The sequence below is a fragment of the Yersinia aldovae ATCC 35236 genome (assembly GCF_000173735.1).
Taxonomy (GTDB): Bacteria; Pseudomonadota; Gammaproteobacteria; order Enterobacterales; family Enterobacteriaceae; genus Yersinia; species Yersinia aldovae.
This window is the reverse complement of the sequence record NZ_ACCB01000011.1, coordinates 35,606-54,491: the sequence shown is the minus strand read 5'-3', so window position 1 is coordinate 54,491 and position 18,886 is coordinate 35,606. Positions and strand designations below refer to the sequence as shown.

Genomic DNA, 18,886 nt, shown 5'->3' with positions numbered 1-18,886 from the left:
TCAAGCACGGCTCGCTCGGCTTCCCTGCCTCGCGTCCTACCTACTCTCCTCATTCGGCAGCTCAAATGTGCTTTTAACATCAAAACCTAAAAACAGGGTTTTGAATTAGCTTTTGATGTTGAGCGCAATCAGGAATATTGCCGACAAGGAGGGAGGGTAGAGTGAGCCGCCATGGACGGCGGCGAAAAGCGCGCTTGAGCATGAATGCGAATCGCGCTGGCTCGTCAGCCCGAAAGATGCAGGCGGTTTACCCGCAGGGCAATATTTCGCGCAAGCCGCAGGTGAAGGAGGGCCGGCTTGCCCTCCTTCTCGGTTGAGGCGATAGAGATCAGATGAGCACTAAACGAATATCAACCGAAGCCTGATCCGATCAACCGAGCCGATAACCAAATCAAATCACTGCCACCCATATCTCCGTACAAACCATCCTTTCACTAACTGCGTCGTCACCATATAGCCGGTCAGAATCACAATCAGCCACGGGAAGTAAGCGAGTGGCAGCGCCTGCAATTGCAAGAACCCGGCCAGTGGCGAGAAGGTCAGCCCGATACCGACCACAACGACTGCCAGCGTCATTAGACACAGTGGCCATGACGCACGGCTCTGAACGAACGGGATTTTGCGTGTGCGAATCATATGTACAATCAATGTCTGTGACAGCAGCCCTTCAATAAACCAGCCGGACTGGAACAGCGTCTGCATCTCCGGTGTATTGGCTTTAAATACCCACCACATCAGGCTGAATGTCAAAACGTCAAAAATTGAACTTATCGGCCCAAAGAACACCATAAATCTCCCCAGATCGCCGGCGTTCCAGCGTTGTGGCTTGGTGAGTTGTTCTTCGTCTACGTTATCGAACGGAATGGCTATTTGCGAAATGTCGTACATTAAGTTCTGGATCAACAGATGCAATGGCAACATCGGCAGGAAGGGTAAGAATGCACTGGCAATCAGTACGCTGAAGACATTACCAAAGTTAGAGCTGGCCGTCATTTTGATGTATTTCAGCATGTTAGCGAAGGTTCGGCGGCCTTCAATCACGCCCTGCTCCAGTACCATCAAGCTTTTTTCCAGCAGAATGATATCGGCGGCTTCTTTGGCGATATCTACCGCTGAATCCACCGAGATACCGATATCGGCCGCGCGCATGGCTGGTGCGTCATTGATACCATCTCCCATAAAACCAACCACATGGCCAGCATTACGCAGATTCTGCACGATGCGCTCTTTATGCATCGGGGTGAGTTTGGCGAACACCGTGGTGGTACGGGTGGCTTCCGTTAGCTCTGCATCGGTCATCGGTTCGATATCGCTGCCACGCAGAACGTGTTCAACCGATAATCCGACCTCTTTACACACTTTACGGGCGACTAACTCATTGTCACCAGTAAGAATTTTTACCGTTACGCCATTTTTCTTCAATGCCCGCAGTGCGGGCGCGGAGCTTTCTTTGGGCGGGTCAAGGAAGGCAATATACCCCTCCAAAATCAAGTCATACTCATCTGCAACGGCATAATCGCGCTGATAATCCGGCATGATGCGAGTCGCCACCGCCACCACTCGCAGCCCTTGTTGATTTTGTTCATCGGTGATGCGGCGGATGCGGGTCAGCAGCGTGTCGGTCAAAGGGATGACGTCATCGCCCTGGCGGACATGGCGGCAGATGGAGAGCATCTCCTCCAGCGCCCCTTTGCAGATAAGCTCGTGATAGCCAGATTTACCGCTGACTACCACTGACATGCGGCGACGTTCAAAATCGAATGGGATCTCATCTATCTTGTGATAACCCGCCAGCGTAGCAGCAGCTTGAGGCTCCACCTCTGTTGACTCAGCCATTGAAGATAATACAGCCACATCCAGCAGGTTTTTTAAGCCAGTTTGGTAGTAACTGTTAAGCCAGGCGTAGTGCAGTACTCGCTCACAATTAGCACCAAATACGTCGGTGTGGCTCTCCAGCACGATTTTATCTTGAGTCAGCGTGCCGGTTTTATCGGTACACAGAATATCCATCGCCCCAAAGTTTTGGATGGCATCCAATCGTTTGACGATCACTTTTTGTTTCGACAGTTTTACCGCCCCTTTCGCCAACGTCGAGGTGACGATCATTGGCAGCATTTCCGGGGTTAAGCCGACGGCAACCGATAAGGCAAATAGTGACGCTTCCCACCAGTCACCTTTAGTAAACCCGTTGATTAATAACACAATCGGGGTCATGACTAGCATAAAGCGAATCAGCAACCAGCTGACTTTACTGATACCGCTTTGGAAGGCGTTAGGTTGCTCATCCTGATGTGTCACACGTTCCGCCAACAGGCCGAAATAGGTCTGGTTACCGGTGCCGATGACGATAGCCAGTGCCGAACCGCTGACAACATTGGTGCCCATAAAGCACAACGTGTCCCGCTCTAGCGGGTTTTGTTCTTCACATTCACGGCATTGCGCCACTTTTTCAACCGGTAGCGATTCACCGGTCAGAGCGGCCTGGCTGATAAACAGGTCTTTCGCCACCAGAATGCGCAGATCTGCCGGGATCATATCACCCGCAGACAACTTGATAATATCGCCAGGTACCAACTGAGATATGGGTAACTCACGATGACCGCTTTTACCGGTATGGGCATCACTGCGCACCACTGTGGCGGTATTGCTGACCATCGCTTTTAGCGCATCTGCCGCACGGTTGGAACGGGCTTCTTGAATGAAATGCATCAGAGTGGAAATCAGCACCATTGCACCAATCACCAGTGCGGCGGTGAGGTCTTCGGTAGCATAGGAAATCAGGGCCAGCAGGGTCAGTAGCAAGTTAAACGGATTGCGATAGCAATGCCACAGGTGAACCCACCAGCGGGTTGCCTGCTGATTCTCAATCAGATTACTGCCACTTTGCAGGCGGATAGCCTCGGCTTCTGGTTCGGTTAGCCCCTCAGGGTGACTCTGAAAGCGCTGGTAAAGCTGCTGTGGCGCTTCATTAGCGCATTGCAAACGTTGTTGAGTCAGCGCGATAGGCAGATCTTTAGCCGCACTTCCTTGCGGCAGACCTTCTAACATGGTTTCCCGGCGAATCAGGCGGCGGGGCAGGTTACGGCTCAATACATTGAGCAACTGCCGGGTGAAATTTTTAACTTGCATGGTTCAAACCTTACTGTCATGCCATGAACTATCTTCATGTTGCGCCCACGGCAAACCTGCCGTAGAGATGGCAAAAAAATGTAATCAGCAGAGATCACCGCGGGGAACGTGTGCGCTATGACCGCCTACCAGATTGCTCTTCATCCGGTAAGGTTGCCACTTCAGAGGGGAATGGCCTTACCGGGTACACCAAAAGGTGCGGGATGAGGGAACGGGGTCCATTGGGTAATCCACCTCCGGTAAATTAAAAGACAGGGTAGGCGCTATGCGACATCCACCCAGAGACTAACCAGTATCGCTGTTCTTGCCGCGCCAAAAAACCACCCTGACGGTGAGATAACCTGGTCAGGGTAGCCGTATGCCGCGTGCTATGGGATATCATGCGTTGAGTCTGATTCTTTGCATGATAAACTCCCCACAACTGCGTTAAATATAAATAATCTCTTTATTATATGTTTCCAAACCTAAACATTAGGTAAACCATGCAAAACCGTTTGACCATTAAGGATATTGCCCGCATGAGTGGAGTTGGAAAATCCACGGTTTCACGGGTATTAAACAATGAAGGCAGTGTCAGCCCACAGACTCGGGAGCGAGTTGAGGCAGTGATCCGCCAGCAAGGATTTACCCCATCAAAATCAGCCCGCGCCATGCGGGGGCAGAGCGATAAAGTGGTCGGTATCATTGTTTCACGTCTCGACTCTCCCTCGGAGAATCAGGCTGTTCGCACCATGTTGCCCCTGTTCTATCAGCAAGGTTATGACCCTATTTTGATGGAGAGCCAGTTTGATCCTGAATTGGTCAGTGAGCATTTGCATGTTCTGCAACAGCGTCATGTCGATGGTGTGATCCTGTTTGGTTTCTCCGGGTTAAGCGTTGAAATGCTTTCGCCGTGGCAGGACAAAATGGTGGTACTGGCGCGTGAATATGAGGGTTTTTCTTCTGTCTGCTACGACGATGAGGGGGCGGTACGCCTGCTGATGGATAATCTGCGCCATGCCGGACATCGCCATATCAGTTACATCGGTGTACAGCCTTCCGATGCCACAACCGGGATGCGCCGTCACCAATCTTATCTCGATTATAGCCAACAGCATGGCCTGACTGCGACGGTCGCGCTGGGGGAGCTGAGTTATCAGAGTGGCTTCTTGTTAGCGCCTCAGGTAATAAAACCCGATACCTCGGCGCTGGTATGTGCCTCTGACACCATCGCGATGGGTGTGAGTAAGTATTTACAACAGCAAAGCCAGCAGCATATTCAGGTATGCGGTATCGGTAATACGCCGCTGCTGCATTTCCTGTTTCCCAATACCCTGTCCGTTGAACTGGGCTATGGCTGCGCAGGTATGAAAGCTGCGCAGCAACTGCTTGAACAGCTTAATAATAGTAATCAAATTCAACAAATTATAATTCCAGGGAAGCTTGCCTGAACCTCTGGTAGCATTATTTTTCGTCACGGCCATCCTGTTGCCTGAGGTGGGGTTATACCGTTGCTAGTTGCTGTGTAACACACCATTCCACGATGAGTTGACCACAAAAAGCAGTACCAAGCGCTGCCAAATTGTGATCGTCAACGCAAGTTGGGAACGTTCCCATTCCATTATAATTAATATCTGGATAATCTTTAATAGGAAACTATTTAATCAGCTACTAGTTTGACTTTGTCGTTAATAACGACCTTAGCGCTTTGATTAAGCACACCTTACAACTCGCACGCTATCCCACCTTTACGAAAGGTAAGATTAAATGAGCAAAGTAAAACAACAAGATATTGATCAATTGATCGTACTGGTGGGCGGCAGAGAGAATATTGCCACCGTCAGCCACTGCATTACCCGGTTGCGTTTTGTGTTAAATGATCCGTCGAAGGCCGCGCCAAAAGAGATCGAAAACCTATCGATGGTCAAGGGCTGTTTTACTAATGCCGGTCAATTTCAAGTGGTTATCGGGCCAGAAGTGGATGATTACTATCGGGCGCTAATCGCTAAGATTGGCCGGAATGAGGTAGATAAAGAACAAACCAAGCTGGCGGCACGGCAGAACATGACTTGGTTTGAGCGCGGTATTTCTCACTTTGCCGAGATTTTCTTCCCGCTGTTACCGGCGCTGATCAGCGGAGGCTTGATCCTTGGCTTCCGTAACGTGATTGGCGATATTCCGATGTCCGACGGCAAAACGCTGGCGCAGATGTATCCGGCGTGGAAAACCATTTACGACTTCCTGTGGTTACTGGGTGAAGCCATCTTCTTCTACCTACCGGTGGCTATCTGCTGGTCGACCGTGAAGAAAATGGGCGGCACCCCGGTATTGGGGATTGTACTGGGTATTACTTTGGTATCACCGCAACTGATGAACTCCTACCTGCTGGGGCAACAGGTTCCAGAGGTCTGGAACTTCGGTTGGTTCACTATTGAGAAAGTGGGTTATCAGGCGCAGGTTATTCCTTCAATTTTGGCGGGGTTGGCTCTGGGGTGGATTGAAACTAATCTGAAGAAAATTATCCCCGCATACCTCTATTTGGTGGTGGTGCCAGTGGTTTCGCTGCTGCTGGCGGTGTTCCTTGCCCATACTTTGATCGGGCCGTTTGGGCGCATGATTGGTGATGGTGTGGCATGGGGCGTGAAAGCGGTGATGACCGGCAGCTTCGCTCCGATTGGTGCGGCATTGTTTGGCTTCCTGTATGCGCCGTTGGTGATTACCGGGGTGCATCAGACTACGTTAGCCATTGATATGCAGATGATTCAGAGCATGGGCGGCACACCGGTCTGGCCGCTGATTGCGCTGTCTAACATCGCACAAGCCTCTGCGGTACTGGGCATTATTATCATCAGTCGTAAGGTCAATGAGCGCGAGATTTCAGTCCCCGCAGCGATTTCGGCTTATTTGGGGGTTACCGAGCCGGCAATGTACGGTATTAATCTTAAGTATCGCTTCCCGATGCTGTGCGCAATGGTCGGTTCTGCGTTGGCGGGCCTTATCTGTGGGCTGACCGGGGTGATGGCGAACGGTATTGGTGTTGGCGGCCTGCCGGGTATTTTGTCGATCAAACCGCAGTTTTGGGGAATTTATGCTCTTGCGATATTAGTGGCGATTGTGGTGCCGTTAGTCCTGACCATTTTGGTTTATAAACGTAAAGACCGCCGCGGCGAATTACCGGTCTGAATCACGTTCCTCCGCCAGCAGCTATTTTTTGGCGGAGCCTTTTCTCCATTTTCTATTTTTTCTATGAATAAGAGTCTGCGATGAATAATCCTATCCCTTGGTGGCAAAACGGCGTCATTTACCAGATTTACCCGAAGAGTTTTCAGGACAGCACCGGTAATGGTTATGGTGATCTGGCGGGAGTGACGCAACGGCTGGATTATCTGCAAAAGCTCGGTGTCGATGCTATTTGGCTGACGCCGGTTTATGTCTCACCGCAAATAGATAACGGCTATGACGTTGCGGATTACTGCGCCATTGACCCCGCTTATGGCACCCTCGATGACTTCAAAACGCTGGTTGCTGCCGCCCATCACCGTGGTATTCGTATCGTGATGGATATGGTATTCAATCATACGTCCACTGAACACGCCTGGTTTAAGGCCGCACAACAACGCAATAGCCCATACCGTCAGTTTTATCTCTGGCGTGACGGTGAGGGCGAGAATGCACCGAATAACTGGCGCTCAAAATTTGGTGGCAATGCCTGGCAATGGCATGCAGCAAGCGGCCAATATTATCTGCATTTATTTGCCACCGAGCAGGCTGATCTCAACTGGGAGCACCCACCGGTACGCGATGAATTGAAAAAAGTGTGCGAATTTTGGGCTGATATTGGTGTGGACGGCTTGCGTCTGGATGTGATTAATCTGGTGTCCAAGCAGCAAGATTTCCCCAGTGATTTAGAAGGAGATGGCCGCCGTTTCTATACCGATGGCCCACGTATCCACGAATTTTTGCAAGAAATGAGCCGCGATGTGTTTCAGCCGCGTGGCTTGATGACGGTGGGCGAGATGTCCTCTACTCGCCTTGAACATTGCCAGCGTTATGCCGCATTGGGAGGAGATGAGCTGTCGATGACCTTCAATTTCCATCATTTGAAAGTGGATTATCTTAATGGTGAGAAATGGTCGCTGATGCCGCCGGATCGCATTGAACTTAAAAAGATTTTTAATCAGTGGCAACAAGGGATGCACAACCGTGCGTGGAATGCATTGTTCTGGTGTAACCACGACCAGCCGCGTATTGTGTCGCGCTTTGGCGATGAGGGCGCATTGCGTCTGCCAGCGGCCAAGATGCTGGCAATGGTGCTGCATGGAATGCAGGGCACGCCGTATATCTATCAAGGTGAAGAGCTTGGCATGACCAATCCCAACTTCACCTCAATTGATCAATACCGTGATGTTGAAAGCCTGAATATGTTTGCTGAGTTGAGCGCGCAAGGGCGCGAACCGGACGAGTTATTGGCGATTTTAGCGGCTAAATCCCGTGATAATAGCCGCACTCCGATGCAATGGAATAGTCGCCACAATGCCGGATTCAGCCAAGGAACACCGTGGATTGACCCGTGCAGCAACTATGCTGAGATTAATGTTGATAGCGCACTGGCTGATGCCGATTCGGTATTTTATGCTTATCAATATCTGATAGCCCTGCGCAAGCGACATGATGTGTTCACCTTTGGCGACTATCAGGATCTCTGCCCACAACACCCTGATTTGTGGTGTTATTTACGCCACTGGCAGGGTAAGCAATTGCTGGTGGTGGCTAACTTGAGCGGCGAATCGCAACAATGGCAGCCGGAGGGGATAGAGCGGGATGGTCATTGGCAATTGCTGATGAGCAGCTATGGTGAAAGCGCCTTCCAACCACAGGCGATGGTTTTGCGGGCGTATGAGGGGATTTATTGGATTCGGGATTGATAGTGGCAAAAACGGCTGACAATAGTCAGCCGTAGACGGTTTACATCGGAATTAACGACGTACCGCGATAGCTTCGATTTCGATTTTCACATCTTTTGGCAGACGTGCAACTTCAACACATGAACGGGCAGGGAACGGCGCGTTATGTTCGTTAAAGAAGGCTTCATAGGTGGCATTAACTGTACTGAAATCATTCAGATCTTTCACGAATACTGTGGTTTTCACAATATCGGCAACATTTAAACCTGCCGCTTCGACGATGGCTTTCACGTTTTCCAGTGATTGACGAGCTTGAGCGGAAACGTCATCGGCCACCAGACCGGTTTTTGGATCAACCGGGATCTGACCTGACGTGATGATCATACTGCCCAGATCAACACCCTGAACATATGGGCCGATGGCGGCAGGGGCTAGCTCAGTGCTGATAATGCGTGACATATTGACTCCTGGTTACGTAATGCGAAAGGAACCTGTCATCTTTCACATTGCAGGAGTGTTGGCTGCGCGCTACTTGGCTCATCCTTGGGCCTTGCCTCTACGAGGCCGCTGTAATCCGTTTTCCTGCACCGTGAAATCGACTGGATTTAATTAGTTCTATTATAAAGATGGGTTGGATTACAGCAACCCAGGCACGTTAAGTTTGCGATGTTCCACGATGGAAAATATTGCCACTATTGTAAATATTACGTGCGGCAATATTCGCTTGGGCAGGGCATTACCCTTTTACAGCATTTAATCTGCCTGTAAAACCACCTGATGGTCGAACTCCTTCTCGCAATATTTGCATTTAAGGTGGATTTCACCTTTTTGTGCTTTCACTTTAAAGCTGGAATCAACCGGTTCGTTGTGGCTGATGCAGTTACTGTTGGGGCAGGTAAGTACGGCGTCAATATGCTCTGGCAGGCTGAGGGTCAGCTTCTTTACCACTTCGTAGTTATCAATGCGGTTAACAGTTGCATCGGGGGCATACATGGCCAGTTGGTTAGCTTGCTGCTCAGTCAGGAAGGTATTTTCTATTTTAATCAGATCCTTACGGCCAGAGCGTTTTGACGGCAAATTCAATCCAATAGTGATGCGTTGGTCCGTTGCCGTGAGTTTGAACAGCGATAACAATTTAAAGCCGATTTGCGCCGGAATATGGTCAATCACGGTACCGCATTTAATCGCTTCAACCTGTAGTTTGTAATCCTGAGTCATGTTCAATCCCCTTAAAGAGCCAAATCTGCGTTTAATACCAGCGCCAGCAGCGCCTGACGTGCAAAAATACCGTTACCTGCCTGTTGGAAATAGTAGGCGTAGGGGGTTTTATCAACATCGGTGGTGATCTCATCAATACGTGGTAGCGGGTGCAGCACTTTAAGGTTGTCCCGTGCGTTATTCAAATCTGCCGCACGTAAGATGAACTGCGCTTTGACGTTAGCATATTCAGAGGGGTCAAGGCGCTCTTTCTGCACGCGGGTCATATAGAGAATATCTAACTCCGGCACCACTTCTTCTATGCTTTGATGCAAGCTGTATTTAATCCCCTTTTCTTCCAGCATTTGCAAGATATAAGTAGGCATTGCCAGTGCGTCTGGGGCGATAAAGAAGAAGCGGTTACCATCGAATTTGGCCAGCGCTTGCGTTAGTGAATGTACGGTTCGGCCATATTTTAGGTCGCCAACCATCGCGATATTGATGTTATCCAGCCGCCCTTGGGTTTCCTGAATAGTAAACAAATCGAGCAGAGTTTGCGTTGGATGCTGGTTGGCACCGTCGCCCGCGTTGACCACCGGCACATTGCCTGAGAATTGGGCAGCCAGCCGTGCAGCGCCTTCCTGCGGGTGGCGCATCACAATGGCATCCACATAGGTGCTGATGACCGACATAGTATCGGCTAGTGTTTCGCCTTTCTTACCCAGCGACGTATGGCTGCTATCGGAGAAGCCAACCACTGATGCGCCCAAGCGGTGAATCGAGGTTTCAAATGACAAGCGGGTACGGGTCGAGGCTTCGAAAAAGCAACTGGCGATCACTTTGTGTTTTAACAACTCGGGTTGCGGGTGGCTTTTCAAACTGGCGGCTGTGCGCAATACCAGTTCCAGTTCCTCGCGACATAAGTCGTTAATTGAGATGATATGCTTGTGATACAACGGGTTGGCCATTTTCGCTCTCCTGTGTGACCCGTCATACTTCAAGCTGCATGTGTGTTGGCGGCTTTCGCTCACCCCAGCCGCTGACTTGTGTAAGCTCCTGGGGATTTGCTCAGTTGCCGCCTTCCTGCAACTCGAATTATTTAGGGTATATATTTTAATTAGTGATAATGCTTAATTTGGCTCCGATCAGCAGACAAAAAAAAAGCCCCTCAATGAGGGGCCTTACGAGATCGGTTTAGCAACGGGAGAATGAATGGCAATTGGCTGCCTGCTAGTAGTCTATTTTGTCGACCATCGATCGGGTCATTTTCAACAAAACGACGATGTTTAGCAAAATTCAAGCGGCTTTTCATCATTTCTCCCAGCAAATTGTGGCGAATTATACTCGCGTGGGATTTCTCTGCAAGAGGGAAAAGCCGTATTTTTTATGATTAGCAAACGATTACTAATGGGAGTTAGTTCGAATTTGCTTTCAGTGAATCATGAACTGAAACCTCAGTCCTCATCAAACCCGGAATTAAACAACTCAATCACTGCCGCCAGCGCCTGAATCTCGTCAGGGCCGGTGGCTTCAACTTCAATCTGACGACCTTTAGCAGAATCTAGCATCAGCAGTGCAATCACACTGCTGGCTTCAGCCTCTGTACCACTGTCATTGCGTAACATCACTTCTGCATCAAAACTCTGAACCAGCTCGAACAGTTTCATCGCTGGCCGGGCGTGCATCCCCAGCTTGTTTTTGATCTCAACGGTTTGTTTGACGGTCATTGTTTACGCTTTTCCAGAGTTCGGTGGCGCGATTGAACATTTTTACCGCGAGCGCGGAAATAATCTGCCAATTGCTCAGCAACATAGACCGAACGGTGCTTACCGCCGGTACAACCAATGGCAACCGTCAGATAACTGCGGTTATTGGTCTCCAGCATCGGCAGCCACTGTTCCAGATAGCTGCGGGTCTGATAAACAAAGTTATGCACTTCAGTATGGCGATCGAGGAAGGAGATTACCGGTTTATCCAAGCCTGTCATCGGACGTAATTTGGGGTCCCAGTGTGGGTTTGGCAGGAAACGAACATCGAAGACATAATCGGCATCAATAGGAATACCGTGTTTAAAGCCAAAGGACTCAAACACCATCGTTAGCTCGCGCTCACGTTTACCCAACAGGCGGGTACGCAGCATTTCGGCCAGCTCATGTACTGACATTTCCGAGGTATCAATAACCAGATCAGCCCGTGAGCGCAGAGGCTCCAGCAGGATACTTTCTTCATCGATAGCACTTTCTAATGACAGATTCTTAGCCGACAACGGATGCAAACGACGAGTATCACTGTAGCGGCGAATCAGGGTATTACGGTCAGCATCCAAAAATAGCAACTGTGGTGAGAAGCTGTCCGGCAGTTGAGTCATCGCGAGTTCAAATACCTCAGGAGATTCCGGCATATTGCGCACGTCTATGCTCACCGCAGCCGAGATATTCCTCCCGGCAAGTGTATTCGCCAATTGTGGCAGCAGAACTACGGGCAAGTTATCGACACAATAAAAGCCCATATCTTCCAAGGCACGCAAAGCAACAGACTTCCCTGAACCGGAACGGCCGCTGACAATCATCAGCACCATGTGAGTGACTCCCCTTGGTATCTCATTGGCGTTTATCGCCACAATTAGGAACCTGCATTCCGGCTATAAGAGCCGGACATAGCGAACAAAACAGACGCTATTTGCCAAGTTACGCTGTTTCTGACGGCACTTCTGTCATTATCTGATAAAGCTCTTCATCACTTTGCGCTGCACGTAAACGCCGACACACTGTTTTATCAGCTAATCTCTTGGCCACTAAAGACAAAGTGTGTAAATGAGTTTTACATTGATCTGCCGGAACCAACAAGGCAAATAATAGATCAACCGGTTGGTTATCAATAGCATCGAAGGCTATTGGTTGTTCCAGACGGATAAATACACCCACTGCACGCAGTGTATCTTCTTCCAACTTGCCGTGAGGTATCGCGATACCGTTACCAATACCGGTACTGCCCATGCGTTCGCGTGTTAGTACCGCATCGAAAACGACCTGTGATGGCAGGTTTAGCTGCCTGGCCGCTAACTCGCTGATAATTTCCAAAGCCCGTTTTTTACTGGTGCAATGTACGGCGCTTTTGGTGCACTCGATATTTAATACCGAGCTTAATTGCAATGCTGGATCGTTGATCATCTCATCTTTCACTTAAACGCTGTTTTACACCTGAAACCGGTGGTGGAGATATTTCCTACTACCGGTTCAGGCTAAGTAGCGAGTGTAAACCTTGGTTGGTGAATAATAGCCGCAAAGATTCTTAATGCTGTTTCAATTTATCTTTATGTTTGTTCAACTGGCGGGCCAGTTTATCAACCAAAATATCAATTGCGGCATACATATCTTCTTGGTCCGAGCTAGCGTGCAACTCGCCTCCATTCACATGCACCGTTGCTTCTGCAATTTGTTTTACTTTTTCGACACTTAAAACCACATACACCTGGTTAATGCGATCAAAATATTGCTCAAGTTTGGCAAATTTTGTGGTAACAAACTCGCGTAACGCTTCGGTTATTTCTACATGATGACCGGTAATGTTGAGCTGCATAGTGTCTTCCTTCTCAGTTCAGGTCAAACCAACTGTTTACGCTGATTTGACGGCGGGATGGATAACGACTCTCGGTACTTCGCAACAGTGCGCCGCGCCACCATGATGCCTTGTTCACATAACAGTGTGGTGAGCTTGCTGTCACTCAGTGGTTTGGCTGGGTTTTCTGCCGCAACCAATTTTTTCACCAGTGCACGAATAGCAGTGGAAGAGGCTTCGCCCCCGCTATCGGTATTGACGTGACTGGAGAAGAAATATTTCAGCTCGAAAATCCCCCGAGGACTGTGCAGGAATTTCTGCGTGGTCACGCGGGAGATCGTCGATTCATGCATATCTACGGCTTGGGCAATATCAGCCAGCACCATAGGTTTCATAAATTCTGCCCCATTTTCAAAGAATGCGACCTGTTGCTCAACAATGCAACGCGCCACTTTGAGCAGCGTTTCATTACGGCTTTCAAGGCTTTTTATCAGCCACTTTGCTTCTTGTAGATTGCTACGGATAAACTGCCCGTCGCTATCATTGCGCGTACTGCTGCCCATCGCCGCATACTGTTGATTAATCTTCAGACGGGGAATGCTATCGGCATTCAGCTCGACCACCCACTGGCCTTTGTCTTTGTGTACCAGCACATCGGGGATGACATATTCAGACTCCCCGGTATTGATAGATTGGCCAGGACGCGGGTCCAACGACTGGATCAAGGCGATCGCTTCTTTCAGTGTATCTTCTTTTAGCCGACTTAAACGGATCATCGTGCGGAAATCATGGTTGCCTAGCAAATCCAGATATTCACTGACGACCAGACGTGCTTCGGCCAGATAGGGGGTGTCTTTGGCATATTGCGATAACTGTACCAGCAGGCATTCACGCAGATTTCTGGCAGCAACACCAATGGGATCAAAGTGTTGGATTCGCTTGAGTACCGCTTCGACTTCATCCAGTGCGACATTTTCATCGCCCATGCTTTCTAAGATGTCTTCCAGCGGGACGGTGAGATAGCCCGTCTCATCCACGGCATCGACGATAGAGGTTGCGATGGCGGCATCGGTATCAGAGAACGGCGTCAAATCCACTTGCCACATCAGATAATCTTGCAGCGTTTGGGTAGTTTCCCCCTGATAGACCGGTAATTCGTCCTCGCTGTAATCATTGCCCATACCTGATGGCGTTCCTGCGGTGTAAATTTCATCCCAGGTGGCATCAAGCGGCAACTCTTCCGGCATATCTTTTTGTTCCAGCGCCTCGCGGGTATCAAGAGATTCACTGTCTACGATTTCTTTGGCATCAATCTCTTCGTGAAGATCAGTTTGCTCAAGCAGGGGGTTACTCTCCAACGCTAATTGAATCTCCTGCTGGAGTTCAAGCGTAGAAAGTTGCAACAAGCGAATGGCCTGTTGAAGCTGCGGAGTCATCGCCAGTTGTTGGCTGAACTTGAGTTGCAAACCTTGCTTCATAATGCGGTATTAATTTTCCTTTATGGATGACAAGCGTCTTACCCAGTTAATCGTGCGGTTAGAGGCGGAACTCCTCACCGAGATAAACACGCTTAACTTGTTCGTCAGCCAAAATTTCCTGTGGTGTACCGTGAGCGATTAAGTGCCCCTGGCTTACAATATAAGCCCGCTCACAAACGTCCAGCGTTTCACGCACGTTATGGTCGGTAATCAGAACGCCAAGACCACTGTCGCGCAGATGTTCAATAATTTTCTTGATATCGATAACAGAAATCGGGTCAACCCCAGCAAACGGCTCATCCAGTAGAATGAATTTAGGATTTGCAGCCAGTGCGCGGGCAATTTCAACCCGGCGACGTTCACCACCGGAGAGTGATTGGCCCAGGCTGTCACGTAAATGAGTAATATGGAACTCTTCCATTAATTCATCAGCGCGCTCCTGACGCTGTTCAGTTGACAGGTCTTTACGGATTTCCAGCACCGCCATCAGATTGTTAAAAACACTCAGGCGACGAAAGATAGAAGCCTCTTGTGGCAAATAGCCAATGCCACGGCGTGCACGTTCATGCAGAGGCAACAGGCTGATATCTTCGTCATCAATCACAATACGCCCGGCGTCACGCTGGACAATGCCGACGACCATATAAAAAGTGGTGGTTTTACCCGCGCCGTTCGGCCCAAGCAGGCCCACAATCTCACCGGACTTCACGTTTAGGCTGACGTCTTCGACCACTTTACGGCCTTTGTACGCCTTAGCCAGCTTTTCTGCGATTAATGTTGCCATAAATGATTACTTACTCTTCTTTGGGCCTGACGCTGCTGGCCCTTTGTCTTGTAATTGAGACGGTAACAGTACCGTTGTCACGCGATTGCCTTTATCACTGAAGGCTTCCATCTGCTGTTTTTTCACCAGATAAGTGATGCGGTCGCCTTTGATATTACTATCAAGTTGCTCCAGGTAGGCATTGCCCGTCAACACCACAAAGTCATTGGCAACCTCGTAACGCAATTTCTGCCCATGCCCCTTGACCGGCTTACCGCTGTCCTGCATCTGGTAGAAAGTCACTGGATTACCATAACCTTCGATGACCATTTTGCTCTGATCACCGCCAGGGCGGGTAACGACCACTTTATCAGCCTTAATCTCAATGGTACCTTGCCTGATAATCACGTTGTCGGTGAAGGTGACGGTATTCGCCGCCATATCTAACGCTTGTTTGACTGAGTCAACGTTAACCGGTTGATCGGTATCGCCGGTTAACGCCAGAGCAGGCAGGCTTGTGGCCAAAAGTGAGCTGGCAAGCAAAAGATGACGAATTTTATTTTTGGATTTCATAAGAGGTTTTAACCTTTTCAATCAGCTCGGCGGTTTTATCCCGCAAGTTCCCACGCATTTTCATGCCGTTAGATGTAAATCCAACACCAAAGAGGGTAACTTCATCGTCTGAGGATACATCCTGAGTGATCAAATTAACCTGGGCGTTATCGGTTTTAATTTTTTGTAACTGTGCGTCCGGGGTCAGGCTATCAACTTCAACATGACCATACAAATAGAGCATTTTATCATCGGTCAACTTGGCGCGATCAGCCCGCACTGTCCAGGTTGCAACCGCATTATCACCAAACAGAGTCATAACCGGTTTGGTAAACCAGGTTAATTCCTGAACGCTGAAGTTCTGAACGTCTTCCGCCACCAATTTGTAATTTAATTGCCCGACTGGATTAAAAACCACGGTCACAGTATGTTGGCTCTGCGAAGACGGCTCAGTATCATCCGTCACTTTTGGGATGCTCTGCTGATTAAAACCGGACATATTCCAGCCAATTAGTGCCAAAGCAACCAGTGCCAGAAATATTGTTATCCAGCGTCTTGTTGTACTCATATCGACAATCCTTTGGCACCGTCAAGCTTATCTTGAGCCAATAATATTAAATCACAGACTTCACGTACCGCACCGCGCCCGCCATTAATCTGTGTAACGTAGTGCGCTTTTGGCAGCAGCAATGGGTGAGCATCAGCTACGGCGACCGATAACCCAACACGGGCCATTACCGGCCAATCGATCAGGTCATCACCAATATAAGCCACGTGTTCAGGCTCACATCGTAATGCCGCTAATAATTCATTATAGGCGATCAGCTTATCAGATTGCCCTTGATAAAGGTGGGTAATGCCCAATGTGTTAGCGCGGTCTTCCACTAATTTGGCCTGGCGACCAGTAATAATCGCCACTTCAATACCTGAGGTTATCAGGCAGCGGATGCCATAGCCATCACGTACGTTGAATGCTTTCAGCTCTTCGCCCTGATTACCCATATAAATCAGGCCATCGGACATCACGCCATCAACATCACAAATCAGCAGGCGAATTTTCGCCGCGCGCTGCATCACGCTGCTTGCGACTGGCCCATAGCATGTGTCCAGATAAGGGGTGCTCATAATTTACCTTTTATTAAACTACACCGGCTCTCAGCATGTCGTGCATATGCACCACACCCAGCAATTGATCGCCATCGGCCACTAACAATGCGGTAATATGGCGTGACTCCATCAGGTTGAGAGCATCCACCGCCAGCATGGTTGGCCGCACCCGGATACCTCCGCCGGTCATGACATCCGCAATTTTCGCGTTATTCAGATCAATTCCCATATCAAATACTCGCCGCAAGTCGCCATCGGTAAAGATACCTTTAATCATCATCAAATCGTCACAGATTACGGTTAAACCCAGATTTTTCCGAGTAATTTCCAGTAGGGCATCTCGTAATGAAGCATCAGGGCTGATGTGAGGAATATCTGCACCGGTGTGCATAATATCGCTGATCCGTAACAGCAATTTGCGGCCCAGCGCGCCGCCGGGGTGGGAAAGGGCAAAATCTTCCTGAGTGAAACCACGCGCTTGCAGCAATGCGACCGCGAGTGCATCGCCCATCACCAGCGTCGCGGTGGTGCTGGTGGTGGGGGCTAAACCTAGCGGACAGGCTTCTTGTGGCACTTTAATGCACAAATGGATGTCAGCGGCTTTACCCATCGTACTTTCAGGGTTATTGCTCATGCAGATAAGCGGGATTCTCTGGCGCTTAAGTACCGGAATCAACGCGAGAATTTCGTTGGATTCCCCTGAATTTGAGATGGCTAACACAATATCCTGGCGTGTCACCATGCCAAGGTCACCGTGGCTGGCCTCGCCCGGATGAACAAAGAATGCAGGAGTACCTGTGCTGGCAAAAGTGGCGGCAATTTTGCAACCAATATGCCCAGATTTGCCCATCCCCATTACCACGACTTTGCCATGACAGTTAAATATCGTCTCACAGGCTTTGGCGAAATCGTCATTAATGTATTGACCGAGTTGTGCCAACCCTTCGCGCTCAATGTGTAATACCTGTTTACCCGCCTGCTGGAAATTCACTCCTCGCTGTAAATCAAGATCCGGCTGTAAATCAAAAGTAGACATATTTGGTTCCTGTATACGGCATTGTTTATGTTATGCCGCACTGAATGGAGCGAAAAACAGCACCGCAAGATAAGCGATAAACCCACATAATAACAGAGTGCCAGCCATACGGTTGATTCGATGTTTGCGCCCCAGACACAACAGCGTGAATACCACGCTGACGCCGAGCATCACCCAATAATCACGCTGGAAAGCCTCGGGATTGATTTCTCCCGGTGACAGCAGAGCGGGCACACCGAGAACAATCACGATATTAAAAATATTTGAGCCGATGATATTGCCGACAGCCATATCATCTTCCCCTTTCAGCGCCCCGGCGATAAACGTCGCCAATTCTGGCAGGCTGGTGCCGATAGCGATGACCGTCAGGCCAATAACCAACTCACTGACTCCCGCGACTCTGGCAATCACTGTGGCATTATCGATAATCATTTTGGCTGACAGGGGTAAAATAATGAAGGCCAGAACCAGCCACAATAATGCGACGGTATTGCTACTATCCTGAGGTAATTCAGCTAATTGCTCACGGGTCAGGATATCATTTCCCTGAGCGTGTGCCAGCCGCGCGATTTTTAGTATTAAAATGATAAATATCGCCGCTGCCAGCAGCAAGATAACGCCATCTCCCCGGCTCAGATGATTATCAGCCAGCAAAAAACCACACAATACCGTGACTACCAACATCAACGGCAGTTCGCGCCGCAGGATCTCTGAGCGTACCGTCAGCGGGCGGATAAGGGCCGCGCCCCCTACAATCAGCAACAGATTGGTAATATTCGACCCCAGCACATTCCCCACCGCCATATCGGTTTGGTCGTTCAGGGCCGCTGTCACTGAAACAATCAACTCCGGCAGTGACGTACCGATACCGACGATAGTCATCCCAATAATTAATGGGGGAATGCCGAAAGAACGGGATAATACCGCAGCGCCATAGACTAATCGATCAGCGCCATACACTAATAAAACCAATCCAATGATTAATAGTGTTATTGCAAGAAACATGCAGAGTCCTTTATTGGGTATACCCTGTGTCCTTGAAGTTACAGGGGATCGTTCGCTTGTCGCCTTCCTGCAACGCCAATGACTTTGGATATATAATCTTGATCCGTTGGTAGCAGTTTTCGCTGTTGGTACATGTGAGTCGTCAGGCAACAATGACTGAAAATACACTTTTTTACTT

18 protein-coding genes are annotated in these 18,886 nt (G+C 49.3%); 3 read left to right on the top strand and 15 right to left on the bottom strand.

Translation table 11 applies throughout. From position 1 onward, the window contains the following. Positions 1 to 396: 396 nt before the first annotated feature. Entirely contained in the window at positions 397 to 3,129 is a 2,733-nt protein-coding gene (gene mgtA, locus YALDO0001_RS07165) for a magnesium-translocating P-type ATPase (RefSeq protein WP_004701404.1), read from the bottom strand. A gap of 482 nt (positions 3,130 to 3,611) precedes the next feature. Here mgtA and treR point away from each other — a divergent pair, with 482 nt between their 5' ends. From treR to treC, 3 genes are all read left to right on the top strand, one after another. Further along, the gene (gene treR / locus YALDO0001_RS07160) at positions 3,612 to 4,559 is read left to right on the top strand and encodes a trehalose operon repressor TreR (RefSeq protein ID WP_004701401.1); all 948 of its coding nucleotides are present in this window, start codon (positions 3,612 to 3,614) and stop codon (positions 4,557 to 4,559) included. Between the two features lie 316 nt (positions 4,560 to 4,875). Continuing rightward, positions 4,876 to 6,291: a PTS trehalose transporter subunit IIBC gene (gene treB, locus YALDO0001_RS07155; protein ID WP_004701400.1), complete on the top strand. Its 1,416-nt coding sequence runs from the start codon at positions 4,876 to 4,878 to the stop codon at positions 6,289 to 6,291. An 80-nt stretch (positions 6,292 to 6,371) separates the two neighbouring features. Further along, positions 6,372 to 8,033, top strand: a complete 1,662-nt coding sequence (gene treC, locus YALDO0001_RS07150; RefSeq protein WP_004701399.1) for an alpha,alpha-phosphotrehalase — start codon at positions 6,372 to 6,374, stop codon at positions 8,031 to 8,033. A 51-nt stretch (positions 8,034 to 8,084) separates the two neighbouring features. Here treC and ridA read toward each other — a convergent pair whose 3' ends face one another. The 14 genes from ridA to YALDO0001_RS07080 all read right to left on the bottom strand — a co-directional run bounded on the left by ridA (position 8,085) and on the right by YALDO0001_RS07080 (position 18,708). Then, positions 8,085 to 8,471, bottom strand: a complete 387-nt coding sequence (gene ridA, locus YALDO0001_RS07145; RefSeq protein WP_004701397.1) for a 2-iminobutanoate/2-iminopropanoate deaminase — start codon at positions 8,469 to 8,471, stop codon at positions 8,085 to 8,087. A 294-nt stretch (positions 8,472 to 8,765) separates the two neighbouring features. Next, entirely contained in the window at positions 8,766 to 9,230 is a 465-nt protein-coding gene (pyrI, locus tag YALDO0001_RS07140) for an aspartate carbamoyltransferase regulatory subunit (RefSeq protein WP_004701394.1), read from the bottom strand. A gap of 11 nt (positions 9,231 to 9,241) precedes the next feature. Then, positions 9,242 to 10,177, bottom strand: coding sequence for an aspartate carbamoyltransferase (gene pyrB, locus YALDO0001_RS07135; RefSeq protein WP_004701393.1), 936 nt, complete (start codon positions 10,175 to 10,177; stop codon positions 9,242 to 9,244). A 486-nt stretch (positions 10,178 to 10,663) separates the two neighbouring features. After that, positions 10,664 to 10,936 (bottom strand): PTS phosphocarrier protein NPr, encoded by a 273-nt coding sequence (gene npr / locus YALDO0001_RS07130; protein WP_005162489.1) that lies wholly within the window; start codon positions 10,934 to 10,936, stop codon positions 10,664 to 10,666. After that, entirely contained in the window at positions 10,933 to 11,787 is an 855-nt protein-coding gene (gene rapZ, locus YALDO0001_RS07125) for an RNase adapter RapZ (protein WP_004701387.1), read from the bottom strand. The genes npr and rapZ overlap by 4 nt, the downstream gene beginning before the upstream one ends. A gap of 109 nt (positions 11,788 to 11,896) precedes the next feature. Further along, positions 11,897 to 12,379 carry a PTS IIA-like nitrogen regulatory protein PtsN gene (gene ptsN, locus YALDO0001_RS07120; protein ID WP_042548585.1) on the bottom strand — a complete coding sequence of 161 codons (483 nt, stop codon included), beginning with the start codon at positions 12,377 to 12,379 and terminating at the stop codon, positions 11,897 to 11,899. A 121-nt stretch (positions 12,380 to 12,500) separates the two neighbouring features. Continuing rightward, a complete protein-coding gene (hpf, locus tag YALDO0001_RS07115; protein WP_004701384.1) occupies positions 12,501 to 12,788 on the bottom strand; it encodes a ribosome hibernation promoting factor in 288 nt (95 codons plus the stop codon). 23 nt (positions 12,789 to 12,811) lie between these two features. Then, complete coding sequence (rpoN, locus tag YALDO0001_RS07110) at positions 12,812 to 14,245, bottom strand: RNA polymerase factor sigma-54 (RefSeq protein ID WP_004701382.1); 1,434 nt, start codon at positions 14,243 to 14,245, stop codon at positions 12,812 to 12,814. Between the two features lie 58 nt (positions 14,246 to 14,303). Further along, a complete protein-coding gene (gene lptB, locus YALDO0001_RS07105) occupies positions 14,304 to 15,029 on the bottom strand; it encodes an LPS export ABC transporter ATP-binding protein (RefSeq protein WP_004701380.1) in 726 nt (241 codons plus the stop codon). 6 nt (positions 15,030 to 15,035) lie between these two features. Then, a complete protein-coding gene (gene lptA, locus YALDO0001_RS07100) occupies positions 15,036 to 15,581 on the bottom strand; it encodes a lipopolysaccharide ABC transporter substrate-binding protein LptA (RefSeq protein WP_042839539.1) in 546 nt (181 codons plus the stop codon). Continuing rightward, positions 15,565 to 16,128 carry an LPS export ABC transporter periplasmic protein LptC gene (lptC, locus tag YALDO0001_RS07095; protein ID WP_042547053.1) on the bottom strand — a complete coding sequence of 188 codons (564 nt, stop codon included), beginning with the start codon at positions 16,126 to 16,128 and terminating at the stop codon, positions 15,565 to 15,567. The genes lptA and lptC overlap by 17 nt, the downstream gene beginning before the upstream one ends. Continuing rightward, positions 16,125 to 16,685, bottom strand: a complete 561-nt coding sequence (gene kdsC, locus YALDO0001_RS07090) for a 3-deoxy-manno-octulosonate-8-phosphatase KdsC (protein WP_004701373.1) — start codon at positions 16,683 to 16,685, stop codon at positions 16,125 to 16,127. The genes lptC and kdsC overlap by 4 nt, the downstream gene beginning before the upstream one ends. A gap of 13 nt (positions 16,686 to 16,698) precedes the next feature. Further along, positions 16,699 to 17,703 (bottom strand): arabinose-5-phosphate isomerase KdsD, encoded by a 1,005-nt coding sequence (gene kdsD / locus YALDO0001_RS07085; protein WP_004701372.1) that lies wholly within the window; start codon positions 17,701 to 17,703, stop codon positions 16,699 to 16,701. Between the two features lie 30 nt (positions 17,704 to 17,733). After that, a complete protein-coding gene (locus tag YALDO0001_RS07080; RefSeq protein ID WP_004701370.1) occupies positions 17,734 to 18,708 on the bottom strand; it encodes a calcium/sodium antiporter in 975 nt (324 codons plus the stop codon). Positions 18,709 to 18,886 lie beyond the last annotated feature (178 nt).